21 protein-coding genes are annotated in these 24,406 nt (G+C 46.6%); 14 read left to right on the top strand and 7 right to left on the bottom strand.

From position 1 onward, the window contains the following. The first annotated feature begins 71 nt into the window (after nt 1-71). Nucleotides 72-866: a family 16 glycosylhydrolase gene (locus BIZ37_RS16730; RefSeq protein WP_187462439.1), complete on the top strand. Its 795-nt coding sequence runs from the start codon at nt 72-74 to the stop codon at nt 864-866. 19 nt (nt 867-885) lie between these two features. Here BIZ37_RS16730 and BIZ37_RS16725 read toward each other — a convergent pair whose 3' ends face one another. The 3 genes from BIZ37_RS16725 to BIZ37_RS16715 form a co-directional block, all read right to left on the bottom strand. Beyond that, nucleotides 886-1,161 carry a hypothetical protein gene (locus tag BIZ37_RS16725; protein WP_187462447.1) on the bottom strand — a complete coding sequence of 92 codons (276 nt, stop codon included), beginning with the start codon at nt 1,159-1,161 and terminating at the stop codon, nt 886-888. Nucleotides 1,162-1,347: 186 nt separating this feature from the next. Then, nucleotides 1,348-2,565 carry a NupC/NupG family nucleoside CNT transporter gene (locus tag BIZ37_RS16720; RefSeq protein ID WP_187462438.1) on the bottom strand — a complete coding sequence of 406 codons (1,218 nt, stop codon included), beginning with the start codon at nt 2,563-2,565 and terminating at the stop codon, nt 1,348-1,350. A gap of 262 nt (nt 2,566-2,827) precedes the next feature. Further along, nucleotides 2,828-3,745 (bottom strand): LysR family transcriptional regulator, encoded by a 918-nt coding sequence (locus BIZ37_RS16715; RefSeq protein ID WP_187462446.1) that lies wholly within the window; start codon nt 3,743-3,745, stop codon nt 2,828-2,830. Between the two features lie 691 nt (nt 3,746-4,436). Here BIZ37_RS16715 and BIZ37_RS16710 point away from each other — a divergent pair. From BIZ37_RS16710 to BIZ37_RS16680, 7 genes are all read left to right on the top strand, one after another. Next, nucleotides 4,437-5,255, top strand: coding sequence for a phosphate ABC transporter substrate-binding protein (locus tag BIZ37_RS16710; RefSeq protein ID WP_187462437.1), 819 nt, complete (start codon nt 4,437-4,439; stop codon nt 5,253-5,255). Nucleotides 5,256-5,358: 103 nt separating this feature from the next. Further along, on the top strand, nt 5,359-6,270 hold the full coding sequence (gene pstC / locus BIZ37_RS16705) for a phosphate ABC transporter permease subunit PstC (RefSeq protein ID WP_044623051.1): 912 nt from the start codon (nt 5,359-5,361) through the stop codon (nt 6,268-6,270). A gap of 5 nt (nt 6,271-6,275) precedes the next feature. Next, on the top strand, nt 6,276-7,142 hold the full coding sequence (gene pstA, locus BIZ37_RS16700) for a phosphate ABC transporter permease PstA (protein ID WP_187462436.1): 867 nt from the start codon (nt 6,276-6,278) through the stop codon (nt 7,140-7,142). A gap of 17 nt (nt 7,143-7,159) precedes the next feature. Next, nucleotides 7,160-7,909 (top strand): phosphate ABC transporter ATP-binding protein PstB, encoded by a 750-nt coding sequence (gene pstB, locus BIZ37_RS16695; RefSeq protein WP_107297674.1) that lies wholly within the window; start codon nt 7,160-7,162, stop codon nt 7,907-7,909. A gap of 208 nt (nt 7,910-8,117) precedes the next feature. After that, nucleotides 8,118-9,758 (top strand): mechanosensitive ion channel family protein, encoded by a 1,641-nt coding sequence (locus BIZ37_RS16690; protein WP_187462435.1) that lies wholly within the window; start codon nt 8,118-8,120, stop codon nt 9,756-9,758. A 263-nt stretch (nt 9,759-10,021) separates the two neighbouring features. Next, nucleotides 10,022-10,465 carry an META domain-containing protein gene (locus BIZ37_RS16685; RefSeq protein ID WP_187462445.1) on the top strand — a complete coding sequence of 148 codons (444 nt, stop codon included), beginning with the start codon at nt 10,022-10,024 and terminating at the stop codon, nt 10,463-10,465. Between the two features lie 351 nt (nt 10,466-10,816). Beyond that, nucleotides 10,817-11,065: a hypothetical protein gene (locus BIZ37_RS16680; RefSeq protein WP_187462434.1), complete on the top strand. Its 249-nt coding sequence runs from the start codon at nt 10,817-10,819 to the stop codon at nt 11,063-11,065. A 66-nt stretch (nt 11,066-11,131) separates the two neighbouring features. Here the strand turns inward: BIZ37_RS16680 and metE are convergent, their stop codons facing one another. Then, nucleotides 11,132-13,423 carry a 5-methyltetrahydropteroyltriglutamate--homocysteine S-methyltransferase gene (gene metE / locus BIZ37_RS16675; RefSeq protein WP_187462433.1) on the bottom strand — a complete coding sequence of 764 codons (2,292 nt, stop codon included), beginning with the start codon at nt 13,421-13,423 and terminating at the stop codon, nt 11,132-11,134. A gap of 232 nt (nt 13,424-13,655) precedes the next feature. On the opposite strand from metE, the gene metR reads away from it, so the two are divergent. Next, nucleotides 13,656-14,567 (top strand): HTH-type transcriptional regulator MetR, encoded by a 912-nt coding sequence (gene metR, locus BIZ37_RS16670; RefSeq protein WP_187462432.1) that lies wholly within the window; start codon nt 13,656-13,658, stop codon nt 14,565-14,567. A 47-nt stretch (nt 14,568-14,614) separates the two neighbouring features. Here the strand turns inward: metR and BIZ37_RS16665 are convergent, their stop codons facing one another. Beyond that, nucleotides 14,615-14,803: a DUF4250 domain-containing protein gene (locus tag BIZ37_RS16665; protein ID WP_044623045.1), complete on the bottom strand. Its 189-nt coding sequence runs from the start codon at nt 14,801-14,803 to the stop codon at nt 14,615-14,617. 115 nt (nt 14,804-14,918) lie between these two features. Further along, complete coding sequence (locus BIZ37_RS16660; RefSeq protein ID WP_187462431.1) at nt 14,919-15,587, bottom strand: hypothetical protein; 669 nt, start codon at nt 15,585-15,587, stop codon at nt 14,919-14,921. A gap of 264 nt (nt 15,588-15,851) precedes the next feature. Between BIZ37_RS16660 and BIZ37_RS16655 the strand changes: the two genes are divergently transcribed. The 5 genes from BIZ37_RS16655 (at nt 15,852) to BIZ37_RS16635 (ending at nt 23,596) form a co-directional block, all read left to right on the top strand. Next, complete coding sequence (locus BIZ37_RS16655; RefSeq protein WP_187462430.1) at nt 15,852-17,024, top strand: diguanylate cyclase; 1,173 nt, start codon at nt 15,852-15,854, stop codon at nt 17,022-17,024. A gap of 271 nt (nt 17,025-17,295) precedes the next feature. Then, entirely contained in the window at nt 17,296-18,978 is a 1,683-nt protein-coding gene (gene glpA, locus BIZ37_RS16650) for an anaerobic glycerol-3-phosphate dehydrogenase subunit A (protein ID WP_187462429.1), read from the top strand. Beyond that, the gene (glpB, locus tag BIZ37_RS16645; RefSeq protein ID WP_187462428.1) at nt 18,975-20,318 is read left to right on the top strand and encodes a glycerol-3-phosphate dehydrogenase subunit GlpB; all 1,344 of its coding nucleotides are present in this window, start codon (nt 18,975-18,977) and stop codon (nt 20,316-20,318) included. Before glpA ends, glpB begins: the two co-directional genes overlap by 4 nt. Continuing rightward, nucleotides 20,315-21,526 (top strand): anaerobic glycerol-3-phosphate dehydrogenase subunit GlpC, encoded by a 1,212-nt coding sequence (gene glpC / locus BIZ37_RS16640; RefSeq protein ID WP_107297621.1) that lies wholly within the window; start codon nt 20,315-20,317, stop codon nt 21,524-21,526. Before glpB ends, glpC begins: the two co-directional genes overlap by 4 nt. Nucleotides 21,527-21,706: 180 nt before the next feature. After that, nucleotides 21,707-23,596, top strand: a complete 1,890-nt coding sequence (locus tag BIZ37_RS16635) for a methyl-accepting chemotaxis protein (protein ID WP_187462427.1) — start codon at nt 21,707-21,709, stop codon at nt 23,594-23,596. A 4-nt stretch (nt 23,597-23,600) separates the two neighbouring features. Here the strand turns inward: BIZ37_RS16635 and BIZ37_RS16630 are convergent. Further along, on the bottom strand, nt 23,601-24,406 hold an 806-nt coding region (locus tag BIZ37_RS16630), incomplete at its 5' end, for an MFS transporter (RefSeq protein ID WP_187462426.1).

Raw genomic sequence — 24,406 nt, 5'->3', positions numbered from 1 at the left:
GCTAATTTTATACCCTGATAGCTCAATAAACTTACTACTAGCTCACTCTTATTTCCAAAGGATCTGTATTTATGTTGTTACGATCTCTCAGTAAATCGGCAGGTATTATCACTATGCTCGCTCTATCTCCCTTTTCGCTTGCCACTACCTCGATTGAAGACCCTTTAACTGAGCTAAATCCTCAATTTTGGTGGAAATCTGATGGTTGGAGTAATGGCTTTCCTTTCTATAGTCGCTGGGAAGGAGAATCCATTCATTTTTCCGAACAAGGCATGACAATCACTTTGAACCATGCTCCCAATGGTACCGATGATTTTGAATTTCAATCCGGGGAGTTGAGAAGCCATGACTACTATGGCTATGGTTGCTACGAAGTTGAAATGAAACCTATTGCGGAGCCGGGTGTTATCAGTTCATTCTTTTTATTTGCGGGGCCATATGATAAACCCGAAGATGGCAACGGCATGCACAACGAAATCGATATCGAGTTCCTTGGCAACAATACCAATGTCATGCAGGTAAACTTCTGGACCAATGACGATCGCTATGCACGCAGCCACGAGCAGTTAATCTACTTGGATTTTGATGCCTCCGAAGATTTCCATCGCTATGGCATCAAATGGACCAAAGGCGCAATCAAGTGGTATATCGATGGCAAGCTGGTTTATAAAGTAAAAAACCGCAGCGATGATCCGATCCCTTCAGTGAAAGACAGCCGCCTTCGAATCATGGCCAATGTATGGGCAACAGATGAGAGGATCTCGAATTGGGCAGGCGAGTTCAGCAAAGATCCCAACACGTCAGTGGCCGCAGAGTACAAGAACTTTCGTTTTACACCTGGCGGGAAGTGTTCATTAAGAGACTAGATAGCGTATCTAACGACCATCATGAGCGCTTGACCCGCACTACTTTCATAACCTCAAAACTCAAACCAGCCACAACCTCTGTGGCTGGGTAATAAGTTAAGTTCACCTTTGCCCCAGCCAGTGATTGGTACTTTTTCTTACGCTTGAATTTAAACGGTACATCGTAGCCTTCAAGCATCAAAGAGTGCATGATCCAGTCACCAGCTTCACGCTGAGTATGGGATACAACCTTCTTGTTTTCAGAGTGGATAAGTTCGTTATGTTGATTAAGCAGCTTATCAACATCAGATTTCATCATTTGGCCTTTATCTGATTTATATCACTAGTGAGACAGACAGTACCGGATTGCCTTCTTATACTCAAATGGTCCTTAGGTCTTATATTGCAGTTCAAAGTGATCATGGTGTGCATGCACCATCGATACATACAAAAACAGAGTGCATCGCACTCTGTTTTCTTTTATGTATCGGTAACTTTCGGATCAGAAAGACAAAAACACACCGGCAATTGTCGCACTCATCAGGTTAGCCAAAGTCGCTGCAAAAATCGCTTTGAAGCCTAGGCGGGCAATATCAGGACGTCGGCTTGGTACGACGCCACCTAGCCCCCCCATCAACATTGCAATTGATGTCAGGTTAGCAAAACCACAAAGGGCAAAGGTCACAATAGCTTGAGAGTGGTTACTTAGCTGATCTTTCACCGCCATAAGATCGGCAAACGCAACGAATTCGTTCACTGCAATCTTCTTACCAATCAGGCTAGCTGCCACTGTCGCTTCAGACCATGGTACACCAATCAGCCAAGCAACAGGTGCAAACAAGTAACCGAAGATTAGCTCTAGACTAAGGTTGTCTATCCCCGTCCAGTCACCAACATGCGCGAGGCCACCGTTGATCAATGCAATCAAACTGATAATTGCCAACAAGCTTGCACCCACCGCCATAACAATCTGCAAGCCGCTCAACGCACCCTGAGTTGCTGCATCAATAATGTTAACTGGCTCATCGTCAGCACCTTCATCTGCTGCATTGTCATCGTTGATAATTTCAGTTTGTGGGACCAGAATTTTAGCCATCATCAAACCTGCTGGAGCCGACATGAAGCTAGCAGCAATAAGGTAGCTGATATCGACACCAAGGCCCGCATAACCCACCAAGGTACCACCAGCAACAGAGGCCAAGCCGCCAACCATTACGGCAAACAATTCAGAGCGGCTCATTTTGGCAAGATACGGACGAACAACCAAAGGCGCTTCCACCGAGCCGACGAAAATATTCGCAGTAGCAGACATGGATTCTGTACGGCTTGTGCCTAGTAGACGCTGAAGCAAACCACCGATGCTACGGATGATAAAGCCCATCACGCCTAGGTAGTACAACACAGAGATCAGTGCAGAGAAGAAGACAATCGTCGGCAGGACATTGACCGCGAAGATGAAACCAAGTTTAAACTGAGCCAGTTCACCAAATAGGAACTCAGTGCCCACACGGCCGTAGTCGATAATACCGGAAACCGCCGCTGAAACAGAGTTAAGGATCTCACGGCCTACAGGCACGTATAAGATAAAGCCTGCAAAAACCAGCTGAATGGCAAAGGCGCCACCCACAGTACGCCAGTTGATTTCACGGCGATTTTCAGAAAATAGAACTGCAACCGCAAAAAGCGTTACGACGCCTAGTGCACTGACCAGATAGCTCATGGTCAAACTCCACAAATTTGTTAGTAAACGATTGCGGAGGCATTCTATTCAGAATTAAAACCGTGACAAGGATCAACTTGTTACACATATTTACACTTTAGCCACATCCCACTTGGGATCTGGCTATTTATAAGCCAAATCATGCCTAACAGCCATGATTGGTGCAAATAGAGGATACTATTGTCACTACAGTTGACAATAAACCTACCTGATACAGCTTTCAGGCTGCGAAAACGATTTCGTCTTCCTTGCTATTTGGTGATTAAAGCACCTTATCCCAATACACAGGTTCGCCAATTTGCTTTCGGATAAAAGTTAGAAAAGCCTGTACCTTCTTGGGTAGGTATTGGTAACGGGGATAAACGGCGTATAAAGGCATGTGCTGTGACAGATGCCAATCAGGCATTAAACGTATTAAACGTCCTTCCTGGAATTCCTTGTCCAGTAAATATGTCGCTAAGTACCCTACCCCGTGACCCGCCAGGGTGGCATCCAAGATCGCATCGGCGGAGTCTACCCGGTAGTTACCCGAAACTTTGATATTTTGCTGCTCGCCATCTTTTTCAAAACTCCAAACATTGTCTTTGCGCTCTCTGCTGTAATAAGTGATGCAGTTATGGCTATCTAGATCCTGGGGCTGATAAGGTACACCGCGGCGGGCAAGGTAATCAGGACTGGCGGCCAACACAAAGTGACAATCAGCCAAATGCCGAGCAACAAAGCCTTCCGGCGGTGAGTCTGTCATACCAATCCATAGATCCAGTTGCTCAGCAATCAAATCAACCTTGTGATCAAATAAGCTCATCTCTACATCTAGCTGAGGATATTGCTGATGAAACGCAGCAAGATATGGCGCTATATGGTGACGGGCAAATGACTGGGCGCTGCCAACCCGCAAGATTCCCTGCATACTATCGGTGCTTTGGACTAACTCACTTTCTGCTTCATTTATTTCAGCGGCAATATTGGCGCAATGAACAGCAAACCGCTCTCCGGCCTCGGTAAGTGAAAAGGAGCGGGTTGTACGCTGTACTAACTGCACCCCTAGCCTTTGTTCCAGTTGCTGTACCTGCTTACTGACTTGGGTTCGTGAAATATCAAGCAACTGAGCGGCCTTGGTGAAACTACGTTGGTGAGTCAATGCATTGAACACCACCATCTGTTGGGCTTTTTTTATCATTCTTCGGTTAATCACAAACTTTCTATTGGAGGTAATAGTAACAGAGGCCGGTGCCAGCATTGATCTTCTGATGGCTTTTTAATCAGTTAACAGCCATTTCTTTCTCGCTCGGTCATGATGACTGTCACAAAAGTATGGGTCTCTACGAAATGAACGGTCAAAAATGCCTTTGATCCCGACAAGCAGCGCCTATTTTTGGAAAAAAAATAGAAAAATTTTTTTATCGATAGAAGCTGCAAGTTTTGTCATAGGTTGCAAGGCACTGAAATATAACTGTCACAATCGCGAAAATCGACACACCACTTGGCACCAACAACACTCAACAGTGTAAAAATCTACAAAAACACACCTAGATGGATTTTAAAACCAAAAATACATACTCATTAATGACTTGTAACGCCAGTCTCACTACCAAGAATAAAACACATATACAACTAGAGTCACCTCATAAAAACGCCAATCATACCCGATAGCTATATAGATGATTCTTTTGGTAATTGGTTTGTTATCGTAAAATATGCACTTGTCAGAACTGGAATGCAGATCAAACTGGACACTTATTAAACATTTATGAAGAGCGTCATAGAGTGTTCAAACTACTGAAACATTACTGTCATACTTCTTCCCTAATCTTTGCCTCGTTCATTCAAAACCTATTGGCAATACGGCCAGCTTTTTAAGGATTAGGAAAATGAAAACAAAGGTTATCGGCGCACTAGCCCTAGCAGGTTCAATGGTATTTAACCCAGCAATCGCAACTGAAACTGTTTCTGTTGTAGGTTCGAACTCTGTTACACCTATCATGGAAGTTCTAGGTGAGACCTACGCACAATCTAACGACGTAACTGTTGAAGTTCAGGGCCCAGGTTCATCTGCTGGTGTTCGAGCTGCTCAAGACGGTTCTTCTGACCTAGGTATGAGCTCTCGTGAGCTTAAAGATTCTGAGAAATCAGACAACCTAAAAGAAGTTGTTATCGCTCGTGACGGTATCGCTGTTGTTGCTCACCCAAGCAACCCAGTTAACGACCTATCTAAAGAAGAAGTTACTAAAATCTACAAAGGCGAAATCACTAACTGGAAAGAAGTTGGTGGTGAAGACAAGCCAATCGTAGTTGCTACTCGTGATACAGCTTCTGGTACTCGTGGTGCTTTCGAAGACATCATGGACCTTAAAATGGAAGTAAATGGCCAATCTGTTTCAGCTATCTCTCAGCGTGCACAGGTTGCAAGCGGCAACGGTCAGCTTAAGACTATCGTAGCTAACAACCCATTTGCTATCGGTTACATCTCTCTAGGTTCTGTAGACGAGTCTGTGAACGCACTGTCTATCGACAACAACGAGCCATCTGTTGAAGCTATCCAGGCTGGTGAGTACGGTGTTCAGCGTCCATTCCTAGTACTTTACAAAGAAGGCCGCCCTTCTCAGGCTGCTCTAGACTTCCTAGCTTGGATTGAAAGCTCTGAAGCACAGAAGATTGTTGCTGATAAAGGCTACATCGCTGTTAAGTAAGTAAACGCTTTATTTACCGGTCATCATCAGATGATGGTGACCGGTTTTGTTGATTCCTCGGTATTCGGATAAACCTTGTTTAGCCAATATCTGGAGTAAAAATATGACCATCGCAAATAACATTGAAAGTTCAGCTAAAGGCTCTTCGCTTAAGGCAAAAGATAAAGTCGACTGGCGCGAACTGTTTTTTAAATATCTATTTTTATCGAGTGCTGCACTTGGCATTCTATCGCTAATCTTAATTGGCTACTTTATTTTCCGTGAAGGCTACGATGCCTTTGCCCAAGCCGGTGTTGGTTCTATCGTATTCGGTACCAACTGGCTTCCACCAGCGCTTTACGGTATCGCTCCGATGATCGTAGCCTCTGTAGTGTCTACTGCAGGTGCGGTTGTTCTGGGTGTGCCAATCGGCGTACTGACTGCGATTTTCATTGCCGAGGTAGCTCCTAAGCGCCTTGCCAATACAATCCGTCCGATGATTGAACTACTAGCTGGTATCCCGTCTGTTGTATACGGTTTCTTCGGCTTGGTTATTATCGTACCCCTAATTCAAGATGTTTTCGCTGTACCTGCGGGTAACACTATCTTGGCCGGTATCATCGTTCTTGCGGTGATGATTCTGCCAACCGTTATCACAGTATCTGAAACATCAATCCGCGCTGTACCGCGTACCTACAAAGAAGGTTCGTACGCTCTGGGTGCATCGCAGATGTTCACTATCTTTAAGCTGCTAGTACCAGCTGCCCGCTCAGGCATCATGACAGGCGTTATCCTGGGTGTTGCTCGTGCACTGGGTGAAACCATGGCAATTATCATGGTAATGGGTAACTCTCCTGCAATGCCACAAGGCCTGCTGGATTCGGCCCGTACCCTAACGGCTAACATTGCGATTGAAATGTCATACGCAACTGGCCTGCACGCAAGTGCTCTTTACGCAACGGGTATCGTTCTTCTGGTCTTCATCATGGTACTAAACGGCGCGCTTCTTTATCTGAACCGTGAGCGTGCGAGGTAATCACTATGGCTCTTAAAGGTACAAATACACAAAAGCAGCAGATGAAAGATAAAATTTCTCTGGCGCTTATCTGGTCGGCAGCCTCTATCACTGTAGGCTTCCTGGTGTGGGTTGTTTGGTACATCCTAAGCAACGGCCTGTCTTACGTAGACTGGACGTTCATCACCAGCGACTACACCACCATCGGTCAAGAGTCAGGTATCTGGCCAATGATCGTGTCAACCCTATACATGGTTGCCGCTTCAATCGGTGTCGCTGCACCACTAGGTATCATGACTGCTATCTACCTGACCGAATACGCGAAGGTAGGCAGCAAGCTAGTAAAAGTGATTCGTTTCTGTACTGAATCACTGGCCGGTATCCCGTCGATTATCTACGGTCTATTCGGTATGACATTCTTCGTTGTCGTAATGGGCTTCGGTTACTCTATCCTGTCAGGTGCCCTGACCCTGAGTATCCTGATTCTGCCAGTTATTATCCGTACAACTGAAGAAGCACTAATGGCTGTTCCTCAGACTTACCGTGAAGGTTCATATGGTCTGGGTGCATCTAAGATTTACACCATCTGGAGACTAATCCTACCTAGCGCTATGCCAGGTATTGTTACCTCCATCATCCTCAGTGTAGGTCGTGTTATCGGTGAATCAGCACCGGTCTTCATGACTGCAGGTATGGTTGCCCGTATCCCAGAGAGCATGTTCGACTCTGGCCGTACGCTAACCGTTCACCTGTACAAACTAACGCAGGAGCTATACACAATTCACGAATGGAACCAGGCATATGCAACCGCCACCATTCTAATCATTGTTGTTCTTGTTATTAACTTGCTAACGAAGCTTATCGCTAGCCGATTCAATACTGCGACTTACTAATTTTGAGGAAGAGAACCATGAATAAATTTAGCATTGAAAATCTAGACCTATACTACGGCGAAAACCAGGCACTTAAGCAAATCAACCTGCCAATTCCTAACCGTCAGGTAACCGCGCTTATCGGCCCATCTGGCTGTGGTAAGTCAACCCTACTACGTTGCCTGAACCGTATGAACGACCTAATTGAAGGCGTGAAAATCGAAGGCAAGCTATCGATGGATGGCGAAGACGTATACGGCAACATCGACGTAGCTCAGCTTCGTATCAAAGTCGGTATGGTATTCCAAAAGCCGAACCCGTTCCCAATGAGCATCTACGAGAACATTGCTTACGGTCTTCGTGCTCAGGGCGTTAAAGACAAGAAGATCCTAGACGAAGTAGTTGAGCGTTCTCTACGCGGCGCGGCACTTTGGGATGAAGTTAAAGACCGTTTGAAGTCACACGCATTCGGCCTATCAGGTGGTCAGCAGCAACGTCTGTGTATCGCCCGTACTATCGCAATGGAGCCAGAAGTGATCCTGATGGATGAACCAACATCAGCACTTGACCCAATTGCGACCAAGAAAATTGAAGATTTGATGGAGACGCTGAAAAAAGACTTCACCATCGTTATCGTTACCCACTCCATGCAGCAGGCGCGTCGTATCTCCGACCGTACCGCCTTCTTCTTGATGGGTGAGTTGGTTGAGCACGATTCAACAGACGTGCTATTCAGCCAGCCAGCAGATGACCGTACTCGCGGTTACGTAAACGGTGACTTTGGTTAATAGCCTTTTTAATCGCTTCCTCAAATCGTATGCAGAATTTTGACGAATAATAATAGCGATGGTAAATATTGCCCCCTCATGTAGGGGGCCTTTTTTTATCTGTCGCTTCCCCCTACTTTCTTTCTCATTTTCCAGAAATTAAGCCAGCACCCAGCCGTTTGATCTCTATGTTTATTGTTACGTAGCTATCCCTCGGAGTCTGTCACCTATGCGCTGGCTAGTTGTCTTCACCCTTTTCTTTTCCCTACTCTCCTTTGCCGAAGAGGCAGAACAAGCCCCCGAGCCCAAACCTGATGAGTTTGCCAAGATAGAGCAGATGGAAGCAGAGATGGGGGAACTCTACAAGGAGTCGCTGGATAAAACCGGCACTGCCAAAAGCATCATTGATATGCAGATGCTTAATAAGAACGAGGATATCCGCGCTGAGCTACAGAAACTGATCAACAACCGAACCGAAGAAAATACTGATAGGGTCATCGGCTTTGTTAACGATCAGATCGAGTACCTCACCCTCGCCATTGAATTTCTTGCCGAGCAGGTTACCAAACTACAGAATGATCTCGATAGTGCCGACCAAGAGCAAAAACTGATCATCCAAAAGACCCTTAATGAAACAACCGCTTTTTACCACACGATTCTTGGCGAGCAATGGACAAATTTTGGCTGGCTAGAGTTAATGGGTAAGCCGAATGATGAAAGCAAAGAAGCCCTGATAAAAGACATTGATCAAAGGCTAGACTTCCTGTCAGCCAAACTCTCGTTCGATAACCAACAAGAAAGTATGTTGGCTGGCCAACTAAGATCAGCCACCGAAGAAGAGAAAGCCTCGCTTCAACTCCAGTACATTCACGCCCAGCGTCAGGTGGTCGGTGATATTGAAGGGCTACAGTTTATTGTCGATCTTGCCAACAAGATGGGGTTAGACACTACCGACTACACCAAACAGTTATTTGTTGTCTCAGGTAACCTAACCAATGAACTCCTTGATATAAAAGTGCTTTGGTCATTACTTTCAGACGGTTTGAAAGACTTCCGAGACTATTTGGCACAAAATACACCTTCTGCCTTGTTCAAACTGTTTGTGTTTCTGGTCATCATCTTTATCTTCAAAATCTTCAAGAATATCACCCGGCGGATTGTCACCCGCGCGGTCTCCTCACCGACCTTGCGTATGTCGCAACTGATGAAAGACTTCTTCATCTCTATTAGTGGCAACACCGTGTTGTGCATTGGTATCTTGATTGCCCTATCTCAAATAGGACTAAACCTAGCCCCTGTTCTAACCGGTTTCGGTGTTGCCGGTGTAATTATCGGTTTTGCTTTGCAGGACACCCTGTCTAACTTCGCATCCGGTATGATGCTGCTGATCTACCGCCCATTCGATGTGGATGATTTTGTCGAAGCTGGCGGTACATCTGGCAAAGTTAGCCACATGAGCCTAGTCAGCACCACCATCAAGACCTTTGATAACCAAATCCTTATCGTTCCGAACAGTAAAATTTGGGGTGATACTATCAAGAATATTACCCACGAAAGGGTACGCCGTGTCGATATGGTATTTGGCATTGGCTATGGCGACGATGTAGAGAAAACAGAAAAAGTCCTTGAGGCGATTCTCGCCGATCACCCAATGGTGCTTCGCTCACCCGAGCCAACCATCAAACTGCATGTGCTCAACTCCTCTTCGGTAGATTTCATTGTCAGACCTTGGGTCAAAACGGAAGACTATTGGGATGTCTACTGGGATGTCACCCGGGAAGTGAAAATGCGCTTTGACAGGGAAGGCATATCCATTCCGTTCCCACAACAAGATGTACATCTTCATATGATAAAAAAAGAACAAGATTAAATGACGCAGGCTTAACATTTTTTCTTTTTGTGTTGTATAAACTACTATCTTGTTTAGTGTTTATGTTTTCTTCATGGACTAAAACATAACCAAACCTGAATATTGTAGGGTTTAGTGTGATTTTTTTATATTCCCTCACACCAAAATCTGATATATATTGTAAAACAAGATAAAAAACAACGTACAATTAATTCTCTAGCTAATGTATTCAGGGGAATAATACTTGGCTGGACAGTTATTAGGACTTCTGGGAATTTATAATGATGAAGAAACGTTTTCTTGCAGCTTTAGCCGTACCTGTGATTCTTGCCGCTTGTGCATCAAACACTGAAAGCGAGCCAACTACCGCTATGATTACGAATACTGACCTTGCTTCTTTCAACTGGGTACTTAACAAGGTTGATGGTAACGCACTTGAGCTTGCCGAACCATTCAAGGCCCCTAACCTTCAGCTGTCATCTGATCTAGGTGCCAACGGCCATGCCGGCTGTAACCGTTACTTTGGTCAAGCTCAGCTTAACGATGGCAAGCTTCGCATCGAGAAAATGGGGATGACCATGATGGCTTGCCCAGAGCCAGCCATGGAACTAGAGCGCGTGATGAGCGCAACGCTAATGGACTGGAGTACCGCGACTGTAGCAGGTAACCAGCTAACACTAGCCGGTACTGAGCATACGCTAACTTTCACTCGTACCGAAGCTGAATAAGCAATCCAACGGTTGACTCAATACTCCTGCTTCATGCAGGAGTATCATACCGCTTTATGGCACTAATATTCATTCACAAAACTTTCATGTTTTCCTGAAGTGCCACATTCCATACTCCCTTCCGCCCAATCATAAACAATCAAACTATAAACTTTTTCAATAGGTTAGTTTTACTAATCACCCCATCAAAAACTATATAATATGTTATCAATTGCAACTTAATGACGAGATACTAAATTAAAGTTTTGTAAATCATCACAATGACGATTTTTTATCATCTAAGCTTTATGTACCAAGCAATTGGTAATCTGAAAATCGGTACACCTTTCAATTTTGCTAAGGTAGGCTGTTATGAAAAATATCGCATTAATTATTGTTGGGCTTTTTATTGCTAATTCAGCTGTCGCATACGAGCTCCAAGGCCGCAATGACAACAGTGAAGTATCACCACAAAAAGTCGAGTACCAACCATCCAATTATGTCCCTAACAGTAAAGAGCTACAGGGCCAAAATGAGCGCACTCATTTCCCTAAGCTAAAAACTAAATATACTAAATCGGACTACAAACCTAGCTTCGACGACATTAAAGGTCGCTCGTAATACTGCAAAGCCCCTGAGGTTTTCAGGGGCTTACTCAATGCTTATCTCTAACTTAAATACCCAACACTACACTGCCTTCGGTTGATACTGTTGCCGCAGCACTTTCGCGGCTTCAACCAGATTAGTGAGCGCAGCCTCAGTTTCATTCCAGTTCCTTGTTTTCAAACCGCAATCAGGGTTAATCCACAAACGTTCAGCTGGAATTTGAGCTTCTGCCTTCTCAATCAAATCAACGATCTGTTCAACCGTTGGAATATTCGGCGAATGGATATCATACACGCCTGGACCAATTTCATTGGGGTATTCAAACTCTTCGAAAGCATGCAGCAATTCCATGTCAGAACGTGAGGTTTCAATCGTGATCACATCTGCATCCAAAGCCGCGACTGACTCAATCATGTCGTTAAACTCGCTATAGCACATATGGGTATGGATCTGTGTTTGCGGCTCCGCGCTCGCGGCTGAAATCTTGAACGCTTTAACGGCCCAGTCTAGGTAATCCTGCCACTGGGTAGCCTTCAGAGGCATACCCTCACGAATCGCAGGCTCATCAATCTGAATGATCTTAATCCCTGATTCTTGCAGATCTGCCACTTCATCCCTCAAAGCCAGTGCAATCTGGTTAGCAATTGCTTCCCGGCTAAGATCTTCCCGTGGGAATGTCCACCCTAAGATGGTCACAGGGCCAGTCAGCATGCCTTTAACAGGCTTATCCGTTAATGATTGGGCATATTGCGCCCAAGAAACGGTCAATGGCTCTGATCGATAAATATCAGACACAATCACTGCTGGCTTGACGCAACGTGAGCCATAACTCTGTACCCAACCAAAGCGGGTGGCGGCAAACCCTTCGAGCAGCTCGGCAAAGTACTCCACCATATCATTACGCTCGGCCTCACCGTGGACCAACACATCTAGGTCGAGCTTGATCTGACGCTCAATCGCATCACCAATGTGCCCCTGCATGGCAGTGACATAATCTTGCTCACTCAGTCTTCCGGCTTTGAAGTCCCGACGCTGAGTACGAATTTCATCAGTTTGTGGGAAAGACCCAATGGTTGTTGTCGGCAATAGAGGCAGCCCTAGTGATTGGCGCTGAACGCGAGCACGCTCCTGGTAAGGCAACGTTCTTTGAGCCAAACCGTCAGTGATAGCTTCACTACGCTTACGCACTTGTTCATTGTTGACCAATGTATTGCTAGCTCGGGCTTTGATCGGGGCACTGTACCGGGCACATTCATCAAGGGCAATATCGTTGCCATCAATGGCTTGAGCTAGAAGGGTCAACTCACGACACTTTTGCTTAGCAAACGCTAACCACTGCCGTACCTCCGGGTCAATTTCGGTTTCCAAATCGAGATCCATTGGACTGTGCAACAACGAGCATGAAGAGGCTAACCATAAGCGCTCACCAAGTTGTGCTTTAACTGGCTTTAGCCTTTCAATCAAAGCCGCGAGATCTGCCCGCCATACATTACGGCCATTGACTACTCCGGCAGAGAGAACCCAATGTTCAGGCAAGCGTTTTACGACTTCATCCAATTGTTCTGGTGCTGCAGAGATATCCACATGAAGACCATCCACTTTAAGCCCTACTATCGCGTCCAGATGATGAGTAATGTTATCAAAATACGTCGTCAGCAAGAGCTTGGGGGCGCCATGAAGCACCTGATAGGCAATTTTGAATGAATCGGCCCACTCTTTGGGGAGTTCCAATACCAATACCGGTTCATCAATCTGCACCCAATCGACACCGAGCTTTGCCAGTTTGGTTAAGATTTGCTGATAAGTAGCCAGTAACCTTGGCAAGAGCGAGAGCCTATCAAAGCCTTGCTCTTTTTCTTTGCCCAACCATAGATAAGAGACAGGCCCCAGCAAAACCGGTTTTACTGCATGCCCTGCTTGTTTCGCTTCAGCGATTTCTTCGAACAACTGCGGCCAACTAACAGTAAATTCATCGTCTGTGCTGAACTCGGGGACGATATAGTGATAGTTAGTATTGAACCACTTAGTCATATCCGATGCTGCACAAGCGCAACCTGTTGGTGCTTTGCCCCTCGCAACCCGAAAAAGCGTATCAAGATCCGGAAAGCCACTACGGTGGCGCTTGGGCAGATGGCCCAGCAGCATACTGGTACCCAAAACATGGTCGTACCACGCAAAATCACCTACCGTGACGACATCAAGCCCAGCACCGGTTTGTTCCCCCCAATGACGGTGTCGAAGCAGACTACCGACTTCCTTAAGTTCAGCCTGTGAAATCTCACCCCGCCAGTACTTTTCCTGGGCAATTTTTAGTTCGCGCTGGCTACCAATTCGCGGGTATCCCAGAATGTGTGTCGTTGTTTTTACAGTCATTATTAATCCGTCCATGCACGTTTGCTGTTGTTGGATTTACAATGACTCACGCTCTGGCTATGAGCAATTTCTTATGATTAATGTTTATCTTGAATAAAATTCATATGAACAAGCTTGTTTATTTCGCTATAAAAGATCATTTAGCCGTCTAGATGTTTACACATCCGTTATTTCCCGTTACATTAAAAAGCGTTATAGGGACAGCAGTAAGCGGAAAGCATGAGGAAGCGATTTGATTGAAATTAAGCACTTAAAAACACTCACAGTGTTAAGAGACACCGGATCGTTAACCGCGACAGCCAACACACTATGCCTGACCCAGTCAGCATTGTCCCACCAGCTAAAAGATTTGGAACAACGACTGGGTAGCCAACTTTTCTTGCGCAAAACACGCCCAGTGAAGTTTACCGCTGAGGGCGAGATCCTTTTACGGCTTGCCGATGACCTCTTCCCACGACTCGCTCAGGCTGAGCATGAACTCGCTAGCTTGAAAGAAGATACTAATGGCCGCCTGCATATGGCGATCGAGTGCCACTCTTGCTTCCAGTGGTTGATGCCTGCGCTGAAGGAGTACCAAACACACTGGCCAAATGTCACCCTGGATTTTTCATCCGGCTTTGGTTTTGAGCCACTGCCAGCACTAAGCGCCGGCGAGCTTGATCTTGTTATTACTTCGGATATTCAAACCCGAAGTGAAATTCACTTCGAGCCGCTGTTTGATTTTGAAATGCGCCTCATTGTTTCGCCGCAATCTCCCCTCGCATCAAAAAGTGTTATTTCACCAGAAGATCTCGCGCAAGAAACCATGCTGAGCTACCCAGTTCAGCGCAGCCGACTTGATGTCGTGAAGCACTTCATGCAACCCGCAGGTGTAGAACCCGCTAACTGGAAGCAAGCGGATAACACCCTCATGCTAATACAGATGGTCTCGGCTGGACTCGGCGTCGCAGCATTACCGAACTGGGCAGTTTATGACTTTGCGCGCCAAGGGCTGATTATTAGCAAGCCTTTGGGTGATGGCCTGTGGCGACGATTATTCGCTGCGATCAGGGCGCAGGAGCGTGAACGGCATTATCTATCTGCCTTTTTCGCAACGGCAAAACAGCAGTGCCAAACACATCTGGAAGGTATCAAGGCTGCATGATCACGGAAAGGTTCCTTCACCAGTGCAGCCTGAAATAGAGAGTGGTTTTATTTGAATTGGTTATTGATAGGATCGTAATGGTAGCCCAAGTCTTCCATTTTTTGGTTTAACTCGTTGAAGTCTAGCTCATAGCGGCTGACCAACTCTTCGACCGTCGAACACTCAAGGCGTAATCGCTCATTGACGATACCGAGAACGATGTTGCCATCCATGTTCAAAAGATTGTTAATCTCCATAATGCCTGCCCCTCGGTAAGTATTCACTCATGAGTAAGCATAGACAGAACGAGGCGGAAAGAGAAAGGACCGCCTCACATTTCACCAATCTCACCAAGGCTAAATAGCCAGAAAATTATAGTAATGCGATCTGCATATTAACTGAAAGCACTAAGATGCCAGCCGCAGCCACCAGTTGCCAACGGTTAACCGTTTTTCCCGTTAACAAGTGCATTGACCAGACAAGCAAGCCTGCAACAAGCAACACCAAAGACGCAACCACATTGGTCGTCAGTGATGCCAGTTGGCCCTCATCGAGCAGAGAAGATAACCACAACAAGCAAAGGACGCTCACCATAGCACTGATAAAGCCAGCGAATGGCAACAAGCGGTGGAAGGCTTGCAAACGGGTTCTAGCCTGAGTTAATAGAATATGGGCAACCAGTGAACCGAACAGTGCAATGCTGACCAAACTCAATACGGCCACCGGTAGTGTTAATGTCGGTAGCAACGAAAACCAAACAAGAAATGCCAATACATTCGCTGCATAGAAAACGTTAAGCGGCCCAGCATCACGGGTCTTGCCCGTTTTTACTTTCAAGGTGAAATAACCCAAAGCAGCCAATGGTAAGAATGCATAAGGCTGAACCATTGCGACGACTAGCCAACCCAAAAGGAGAACAGGTAAGGTCTTATGTACCCTCCCTCGCTGACCCGGACAAATTTCTCCTTTGGTCAAAACCAAAGTCAGAATCAACTGGGCACCCAACAAGGCAGGGATCAGAAAAATTAAAGCAGCATTCATGGGATTATCTTGATGTAGCGAAACAAAGTGTGTGGATGATAACAATTACCCTGTTCTATACCAACAAGGAAAACACACTATGCATCTTGTTGTGTGGTGATTTCACTTCCTTTAATGCTAATCAAACTAGGCACTAGTGGCTTAATTTTTGGATCAATATCACTGAATAACCAATGCCGCTGTGGAATAATAGCACTTTACAACCACTAAAGATCAGTAGCAGTTTGGATCTATGACTAACAGGAAGTAGCAAGGGCCAACGCTATGAAGTCATCACTGCACCACACGTTCAACTCTCTCAAGCTGTATATTCCCGATCTTTGGAGTGCGCGAGCCCATTCCACTAGCTTCAAGAATACCCGTAGTGGTTACCTGCGCAGCAGAATTACCATGTTGTCCTCGGTTTGGGGAGTGTTAGTGATTCTGTGGCTGCCTTTTGATTTGCTGTTTCTCGCACAGCCAACTCACCTTCATATAGCCGGCTCTCGTTTGCTGTTAGGCAGTTTTCTCCTATCTATTGCGTGGATGAACCACCAACATACAACGTTGAAACGGGCGCAGTGGTATATGGGTCTGATGGTGGCCAGCATTAACTTGTTCTACCTCTACACGGCTTGGGCTTTAGATTTCCCAACGGTCTACAGCGGCTTCGTTTACGGCTATACCCTGCTGCCTATCATACACGTTGCTATCCTGACTATCTTGCCGGTTACCTTGAAAGAAAGCCTGTGCATGCTTGCCTTCACGGCGATAACCCAACTTCTGGTTGACTATCTCTCAGGCCATTTATTCAGCCCCGAGAACATTGCCAGTTACTGGCTACAGAATGTCTTGGCCCTAATGGTTGTTTGGTCGCAACTTTCTAAGTTACACATGCTAATGCGACTATACCGGCAAGCCACCCTCGATCCACTGACTGGTATTTATAACCGCCGTATGCTGTTGCAATTAGCGGACAAGCAACTTGCCAATTGCATACAGAAGCAACAGCCTTTTTCCGTTATGCTTTTTGATATCGACCGGTTTAAGCGGATCAATGATACTTGGGGCCATGGTGTCGGCGATAAAGTTTTGAAAGAATTTGCCAACTTCATGCAACAACATATTCGCAAAACAGATTTGTTCGGTCGATTTGGCGGTGAGGAGTTTATTCTCTTTTTGCCCAAGTGCGCCTCTTATGACGCTGAAAGGATTGCCGATCGTATGCTAACGCGTATCCGCGAGTTGGAAGTCGATACCGGAATAGATTGCACTTCTATTAGCTTTACCACCAGTATTGGTATTTCCAGTAATGGTGAAAATGATTCCCTCTCCTCTTTAATAGAGCGGGCTGACAGGGCCCTTTACGACTGCAAGGATGCTGGTCGTGACTGCAGTCGCTTCCATCCTATCGATTACACACCTATTTTGAGCGAAAGGCGTAAAGCCATCGCTTAACCCACATCCTCGTATTTGGCTTGAACACTTTCGTTTTATCACGCCGCCTGCGAAATTCCCACTGCTCAGCCTTTCGAATGGCTGCAACCTGCAAAAATTGTTTCTTTTTCAGCCAAACAATCACATTTACGCGCGATCGAATGCTCGAACGCTCATATTTGTGTGACCGATCAAATATTACCCTTACAAAAAGTGGCATATTACTCAGCATAGAATAGAAGGAATTATCCATTTCCTGATCCACGAACCAAAACAATAAGCGAAAACGAACATGAATAGTTGGTTTGAAACAGATGTTGTGATTATTGGCGGCGGCGCAACCGGTACAGGTATTATGCGCGACTGTGCCTTACGCGGAATCTCCTGCATTCTGGTTGAAAAAGATGATCTCGCATCGGGGACAACGGGAAGAAACCATGGCCTGCTCCACTCCGGCGCCCGATACGCCGTCACTGATCAGGAATCGGCCAAAGAGTGTATTCAGGAAAACCGTATCCTGAAAAACATCGCTCGCCACTGTGTTGAAGATACTCAGGGGCTATTTATTTCCCTACCTGACGATGATCTCGATTTTCAAAAGACCTTTATTTCATCTTGTCAGGCAGCAGATATCGATGTTGAGCAACTCTCTCCAAAAGATGCGCTACGCCTTGAGCCAAATTGTAATCCATCATTAATCGGCGCGGTAAAAGTACCTGACGGCACGCTAGATCCTTTCCGCTTATCAGCTTCTAATGTACTAGATGCCGTCGAACATGGCGCCCGCTTATTCAACCATACTCATGTCACTGGCCTCATCAGAGAAGGGGCCAGCGTTCGTGGTGTTTACTGCCTGGACATGAAGACCGGACAATCTTTTGAAATCCGCGCCAAGCAAGTCATTAACGCTGCAGGGATATGGGGGCAGCAAATCTGTGAATATGGCGATCTTCCTATCAAGATGTTCCCAGCCAAAGGATCACTGCTGATCCTTGACTACCGTATCAATAACTTGGTGATCAACCGCTGCCGCAAGCCGTCAGATGCAGACATTCTTGTACCCGGCGATACCATTTCGCTTATCGGTACCACTTCCGAACGGATCGATTACGACAAGATCGATGATCTGCATGTAACCAGTAAGGAAATCGACATCCTGCTTGAGGAAGGAACCAAACTTGCCCCTATCATGGCCAATACCCGTGTATTGCGTGCTTATGCTGGCGTAAGGCCTTTGGTTGCCGTCGATGGCGATACCAGTGGCCGTAATATAAGTCGCGGAATCGTACTGCTTGATCACGCCGAGCGTGACGGTTTGGACGGCTTTGTCACTATCACCGGCGGCAAGTTGATGACCTACCGCATGATGGCGGAATGGACCACAGATTTGGTGGCGAAAAAACTGGGTAACACCGCTCCATGTATTACCCATGAGAAGCCTTTGCCGGGCTCCGAAAACGCTGAGCCCAAAAAACCGGCAACGGCAAGCCTAGCCAAACCTGTCTATCAATCGGCTATCTACCGCCACGGTGAACGTGCCGAGAAGTTTCTTAGCAATGACAAGAAAAGCCAGGCAGTGATCTGTGAATGTGAAATGGTGACTTGTGGTGAAGTGGAATATGCCATCAAAGATCTGGATGTTCATAACCTCGTAGATCTCCGCCGTCGAACCCGAATTGGGATGGGCCCTTGTCAGGGCGAACTTTGCTCCTACCGAGCCGCTGGTCTGTTCTCCGAATACGGAAAAGCATCGGGCAATAAGGCGAGCCATTTACTAGAAGAGTTTCTTGAAGAGCGCTGGAAAGGTATCAAACCGGTTTTCTGGGGCGATGCACTGCGTGAGGGCGAATTTACCTACTGGATTTACGAGGGGCTGTTTGGCGTTAGCGACCTACCGGAGCAGCAACTCCCTGTGGAAAAAGACAAAAACACCGCAACAACACCATCAACGCCTGCTGACGAGGTAACACAATGAAATTTGATAGCATCATCATCGGCGGCGGTGTCGCGGGCCTAAGTTGCGCTATCCGCTGCGCCGAAGCGGGCCTAAAGACTGCAGTTATCGCTGCCGGACAAAGTGCCCTGCACTTTTCCTCAGGCTCTGTGGATGTACTTAGCCGCCTACCTAATGGCGAAGCCGTTAACGCTCCTTTCCCTGCTTTTGAAGAATTGAAAAACCAATGCCCATCCCACCCTTATAGTAAGTTGGGTGAACTACAGTGTCGCGAAGCCATCAACTGGTATCAGGACATGATGGAGCATTGCGGTGTCTACCTTACCGCTCAGGCCGATGAGCAGAACCATTACCGTGTCACTCCAATGGGCACCTTCCGCTCTACTTGGCTATCACAACAAACTGTCCATCAGTTCCCGCACCATCAATTGGCTGAGGGTTTAGCCGAAATAGCCCTGGTAACTGTTGATGGTTTCCGGGATTTCCAGCCACAATTGGCGGCTGACAACTTGTCCAAACTGCAAGCCTTTGCTGGGGTAAAAATCAAAACGGCGGCTGTCGAGCTACCTGACTTTGAAAACATGCAGCGTAATCCTTGTGAATTCCGCTCAATAGACATTTCTCGTGTACTGCGCGATGAAACCAAATTGCATGCTTTTGCCAAGTCAATGATCCAACAAGTCGGTAAAGCAGACCTCGTTGTCTTGCCCGCGATCTTTGGCAATGGAGACGGTGCAGCCACTATCAAATTGCTCGAAGGCCTGACCGGCTTCAAAATTTGCGAACTACCCACTATGCCCCCTTCACTACTGGGTATCCGCCTTGAAGAGGCCATGAAGTCACACTACAAGCGCTTAGGTGGTTTGCTGCTTTCAGGAGATGAAGTACTCAAGGGCGAATTTAACAATGGCTGTTTAGATAAAATCTTCACCCGTAACCATGAAGATATCCCATTGGTAGCCGATAGCTTCCTACTGGCAAGCGGCAGCTTTTTCAGCAAAGGGCTTTCTGCACAGCGCCATGCAGTTTGCGAACCTATCTTTGGTTTGGACATGGCTGACAGCACACACCGTGACCACTGGTATCAACCACAGTTTTTCTCTCCACAAAGCCACCCATTTATGAAGATGGGCGTTGAATGCAATAAACAACTGAACCCCACTCTCAATCAGCAGGTTATCAAGAACCTTTACTGTGCCGGCGCTATCTTAGCCCACTATGATCCTGTTCAGGAAGGTTCAGGCTCTGGGGTGGCAATTTCTACCGGCTACTATGTGGCCCAGCAGATGATTACCGCCCATCAGCACAAGCATGAACACGTTACAGAGACACAGGCAAAACAAGAAAGGACAATCGCATGAGCCTTCTCCAGAAAGATACTAGCTTCGACCAATGCATCAAATGTACGGTTTGTACTGTCTACTGCCCGGTTGCCAAAGCTAACCCACAATATCCGGGGCCAAAACAATGCGGCCCTGACGGTGAACGCCTGCGTATAAAAAGCCCAGATTTCTACGATGAAACGTTGAAGCTGTGTACCAATTGCAAGCGCTGTGAAACCGCCTGCCCTTCTGGGGTTAAAATCGGTGATATGATCGCTGTCGCCCGCGATGAGCACGCCAAGTTGCCGATGAACATTAAAACCATCCGCGACTTTGTGTTGAGCCATACCGATTTGATGGGATCGGCAGCCACGCCGTTCGCGCCGATCGTCAATTCCATTACTGGGTTGAAGCCGGTTAAGAAGATCATGCACAAAACGATTGGCGTGCATGACCACAAGAGTCTGCCCAAATATTCTCACGGTACATTCCGCCGCTGGTACAAGCAGAACTGCACCAGCCAAGCTTTGTACCCGAAACAAGTACATTACTTCCATGGCTGCTATGTCAATTACAACCACCCGCAATTGGGTAAAGACTTTGTCAGTGTGATGAATGCGATGAGCATCGGCGTCCAACTGATGGACAAAGAGAAATGTTGTGGTGTGCCTTTGATTGCCAACGGCTTTTTCGACAAAGCGAAAAAAAATGCCAAATTGAATATCGACAACTTCTCTGCCGCTGTAGAGAAGCACGATGCACCTATCCTCTCTACCTCATCGACCTGCTCTTTCACACTGAAGGAAGAGTACCCGAATGTACTGAAAGTGGATAACAGTAAGGTCGCCAACAAGATTGAGTATGTGACCCGCTTTTTGCTCAAAGAATTCATGAACGGTCGCGCACCGAAGATGAAGCCTATCAACAAAAAGGTTGTCTACCATACACCATGCCACCTCGAAAAGACCGGCGGTAGCTTGTATACCATCGAACTGCTGAAGATGATCCCAGGTCTAGAGGTTGAAGTCCTCGACAGCCAATGTTGTGGCCTGGCGGGTACCTATGGCTTCAAGACAGAAAATTATGAAACTTCTATGGCCATTGGCAGCAACTTGTTTGATCAAATCAAACGTGCCAAAGCAGATTTCGCCATCACCGACTGTGAAACCTGTAAATGGCAAATTGAAGAAAACACGGATTTAGAAACTATCCATCCCGTTTCCTTGCTGGCTATGGCTTTAGCTTAATTAACTGCATTCACCCTCATCCCGGAGCTTGCCCTTGTTCCCCAACTTAAAGGGCAAATTTCGGGATTTTTTCATTTCTGATCCTATAGTTATATAGCAAAGCAGACTTCAATGTCTCGTTTGACCGACACATGCTCGTATGTCTGGCACGGGTTGTTATAAGCAAACAGGGAGAGTGGAATGCAAACCCATTTCTTTAGAACAATTAAAGCCAAGCTTTATCTCACCAGCTTTTTTCTCGTCAGCGCCATGCTGACGTTTGGTGTTGTTGAGTCGCTTTCATTTATTAAGCTGGATAACCTCCAGGTCGCCGCTCAAGAAACGGCGCATAGTAATGCCGACTTGCTGACCTTACGTCGCCATGAAAAGGACTTTCTAGCCCGACTTGATGCGGGATACATTGAGAAATTCAACCAAAAACAAATCGAACTCAATGCCCGATTGGCAGCCATAAAAGCCTTACTGGCTGAGTATGGTGAAGAGCACAATGCCGAGTTTGAACAGGTTAAAGCCTCCCTCGACAGCTATGCCAATCAGTTTAATATCATCGCGGATCAAACTACCCTGCTGGGCCTTACACCGTCTGAAGGACTGAGAGGCAATATCCGCTCTGCCGCTAACGACACAGAAGAGTTGTTGTTGCTCAACGGCCACGAAAAACTCTATCGGTTGCTGTTAACATTGCGCCGCAACGAAAAAGACTTTCTTATCACCAAAAATCCCAGCCATGTCGAGGTTTTTAATAACAACCTCGACACCCTACTTTCCACACTGACCATTAGCGATCTCTCAGCAAATGAGCAAAGAACCCTAAAAAGAAGCATCACTATCTATCAAATGATGTTTGATGAACTCGTACAGGGTTATACCGATATTGGCCTCACTTACAATGAGGGGCTGTATGGTGGGTTGAGGACGAATGTTCAACGTGTTGAAAGCCAAATCGACCAACTAGAACACACAATCATCAATACTATTCATGACATGCAGGCCCAAGAAAAAATAATTCTCTTGGTCGGTGGCGGGGTGATTACTCTGGTCATGACCCTTGTACTGTTTGTGATCAGCCGAACCATCAATAAGCGGCTAAATGCCGTTAACCGCATGATGAGAGATATCGCACAGGGTGAAGGCGATTTGACCGTACGAATGAATGATCAGGGTGATGATGAACTCGCCCAGCTTAGTCGTTCTTTTGATCTATTCACCAGTAAGCTGCAAGTCATTATCAACAATATTGCCGACATCTCCGCTCAACTATCCCAAGCGGCCAACGAGTCCAAATCTGCCGCATCAGGCAGTTTGGCCAATGCTGAACAACAGCAAAGTGAATCAGCCAACGTCGCCACATCGGTCAATGAACTGCTGGCAGCAAGCAGTGAAATTGCAAACAACATCAGTGATACCGCCACAGCGGCGCAAAATGGGCAGGATAATGCAGTAAAAAGCCAAGAAATCAGCCAGCAAGCCGCCGTATCTATCGACGCACTTGCAGGTGAAATCCAATCAGCGCAGGCGCAAATCCAAACACTGGAAGCCCAAAGCCAAAATATCAACAAGGTGACATCTGTTATCCGGGATATTACAGAGCAAACCAATCTATTGGCTCTCAATGCTGCGATTGAAGCCGCTCGTGCAGGTGAACATGGACGTGGGTTTGCAGTGGTGGCTGATGAAGTACGCCAGCTTGCTCAGCGCACTCACAGTTCAACACAAGAGATTGAACAAACCATCGAACAACTGCTCGACACAGTCAGTCAAATTGTTGCAGCCATGCAGCACAGCCAAGCTTTGGCTGAAGGTACAGTGGCTCATACCAAGCAAGCGAAAGAAGCTGCGGATTTGATCGTCAAGGCTATCACTGATATTTCAGACAGAAGCTTACAGATCGCGTCGGCCTCTGAGCAGCAAGCTGCCGTATCCGCAGAAATTGATCAGAACATCCATCGTATTGCGGAGCTAGCAACTAATACAGCAACGGCTGTTAGCCAAACCAGCACTAGCAGCCAAGAAGTTGCCAACATGGCAGAGCAGTTAGACGGGGTTGTCGGTCAGTTCAAATACAAGTAACGGCTTAATGGGGCTCAGAGGGCAATGGCGCATCTGAGCTCCCTTCCGTTCTTACGTACAATCGATAGCAAAGCATGCCCATCAAGATATAGAGGACAGAACCACCCGTGATGACGCCAGTCCAGCCGAAATACTGCCAGCAACCGATAAGGTAAAAGCCCCCTAAACTACCGCCCGCATAATAATGGACCAAGTACAAGGCTGTTGCCGTTGCCTTCGCGGTTTTGGCACGTTGGCTGACCCAACCATAAGCCAAAGAGTGGGTAAAGAATGAGCCTGAGCTAATTAACAATAAACCCAGAACCATGGCATAGACAGATTCATACCAAGCAACCCACATACCCATCGCACTGATACAGGTTCCCAATACCATTCCTGGTACCGTTGAAAAGCGTTGGGTCCAGCGACCGCTTAATTTAGCCGAAACCGTACCACTGAGATAACACAAGAAAATCATCGATGCCCAACTGACCGGTACAGAATACGGTTCAGCAACTAACCTGAAGCCCATTACAGAGTATAAGTTCACGAACAAAGCAAAGTTCACGCCACCAATCAGCATAGCCTGCCACAATTCAGGGGTACGAAGGTGCACCAAAACACTGTAGGTTTGCTGGCGCAACTGGCCTTTAGCGGGTTTGAAATTACGCTGCTCTGGCAACAGGAAATAAATCGCGATAGCCACCAACAAGCTAAAAATAGCCATGAAGATCACGGCACCTTGCCAACCAAAGCGTTCAGACAAAAAGCCACCGGAGATCCTGCCGACAATCCCGCCTAATGAGTTGGCACTAATATACCCCCCTACTG

The sequence above is a fragment of the Photobacterium sp. BZF1 genome (genome assembly GCF_014349205.1).
Classification (GTDB): domain Bacteria; phylum Pseudomonadota; class Gammaproteobacteria; order Enterobacterales; family Vibrionaceae; genus Photobacterium.
The sequence above is the reverse complement of the archived record's forward strand: the minus strand, read 5'-3'. Positions and strand labels throughout refer to the sequence as shown.

Coding starts and splice junctions, on each gene's coding strand:
- pstA (WP_187462436.1), top strand. CDS start 6,276: ATGGCTCTTAAAGGTACAAATACACAAAAGCAGCAGATGAAAGATAAA.
- BIZ37_RS16715 (WP_187462446.1), bottom strand. CDS start 3,745: ATGATAAAAAAAGCCCAACAGATGGTGGTGTTCAATGCATTGACTCAC.
- BIZ37_RS16710 (WP_187462437.1), top strand. CDS start 4,437: ATGAAAACAAAGGTTATCGGCGCACTAGCCCTAGCAGGTTCAATGGTA.
- BIZ37_RS16685 (WP_187462445.1), top strand. CDS start 10,022: ATGAAGAAACGTTTTCTTGCAGCTTTAGCCGTACCTGTGATTCTTGCC.
- pstC (WP_044623051.1), top strand. CDS start 5,359: ATGACCATCGCAAATAACATTGAAAGTTCAGCTAAAGGCTCTTCGCTT.
- glpC (WP_107297621.1), top strand. CDS start 20,315: ATGAGCCTTCTCCAGAAAGATACTAGCTTCGACCAATGCATCAAATGT.
- glpA (WP_187462429.1), top strand. CDS start 17,296: ATGAATAGTTGGTTTGAAACAGATGTTGTGATTATTGGCGGCGGCGCA.
- BIZ37_RS16660 (WP_187462431.1), bottom strand. CDS start 15,587: ATGAATGCTGCTTTAATTTTTCTGATCCCTGCCTTGTTGGGTGCCCAG.
- metE (WP_187462433.1), bottom strand. CDS start 13,423: ATGACTGTAAAAACAACGACACACATTCTGGGATACCCGCGAATTGGT.
- glpB (WP_187462428.1), top strand. CDS start 18,975: ATGAAATTTGATAGCATCATCATCGGCGGCGGTGTCGCGGGCCTAAGT.
- BIZ37_RS16730 (WP_187462439.1), top strand. CDS start 72: ATGTTGTTACGATCTCTCAGTAAATCGGCAGGTATTATCACTATGCTC.
- BIZ37_RS16655 (WP_187462430.1), top strand. CDS start 15,852: ATGAAGTCATCACTGCACCACACGTTCAACTCTCTCAAGCTGTATATT.
- BIZ37_RS16725 (WP_187462447.1), bottom strand. CDS start 1,161: ATGAAATCTGATGTTGATAAGCTGCTTAATCAACATAACGAACTTATC.
- BIZ37_RS16635 (WP_187462427.1), top strand. CDS start 21,707: ATGCAAACCCATTTCTTTAGAACAATTAAAGCCAAGCTTTATCTCACC.
- BIZ37_RS16680 (WP_187462434.1), top strand. CDS start 10,817: ATGAAAAATATCGCATTAATTATTGTTGGGCTTTTTATTGCTAATTCA.
- BIZ37_RS16690 (WP_187462435.1), top strand. CDS start 8,118: ATGCGCTGGCTAGTTGTCTTCACCCTTTTCTTTTCCCTACTCTCCTTT.
- pstB (WP_107297674.1), top strand. CDS start 7,160: ATGAATAAATTTAGCATTGAAAATCTAGACCTATACTACGGCGAAAAC.
- BIZ37_RS16665 (WP_044623045.1), bottom strand. CDS start 14,803: ATGGAGATTAACAATCTTTTGAACATGGATGGCAACATCGTTCTCGGT.
- BIZ37_RS16720 (WP_187462438.1), bottom strand. CDS start 2,565: ATGAGCTATCTGGTCAGTGCACTAGGCGTCGTAACGCTTTTTGCGGTT.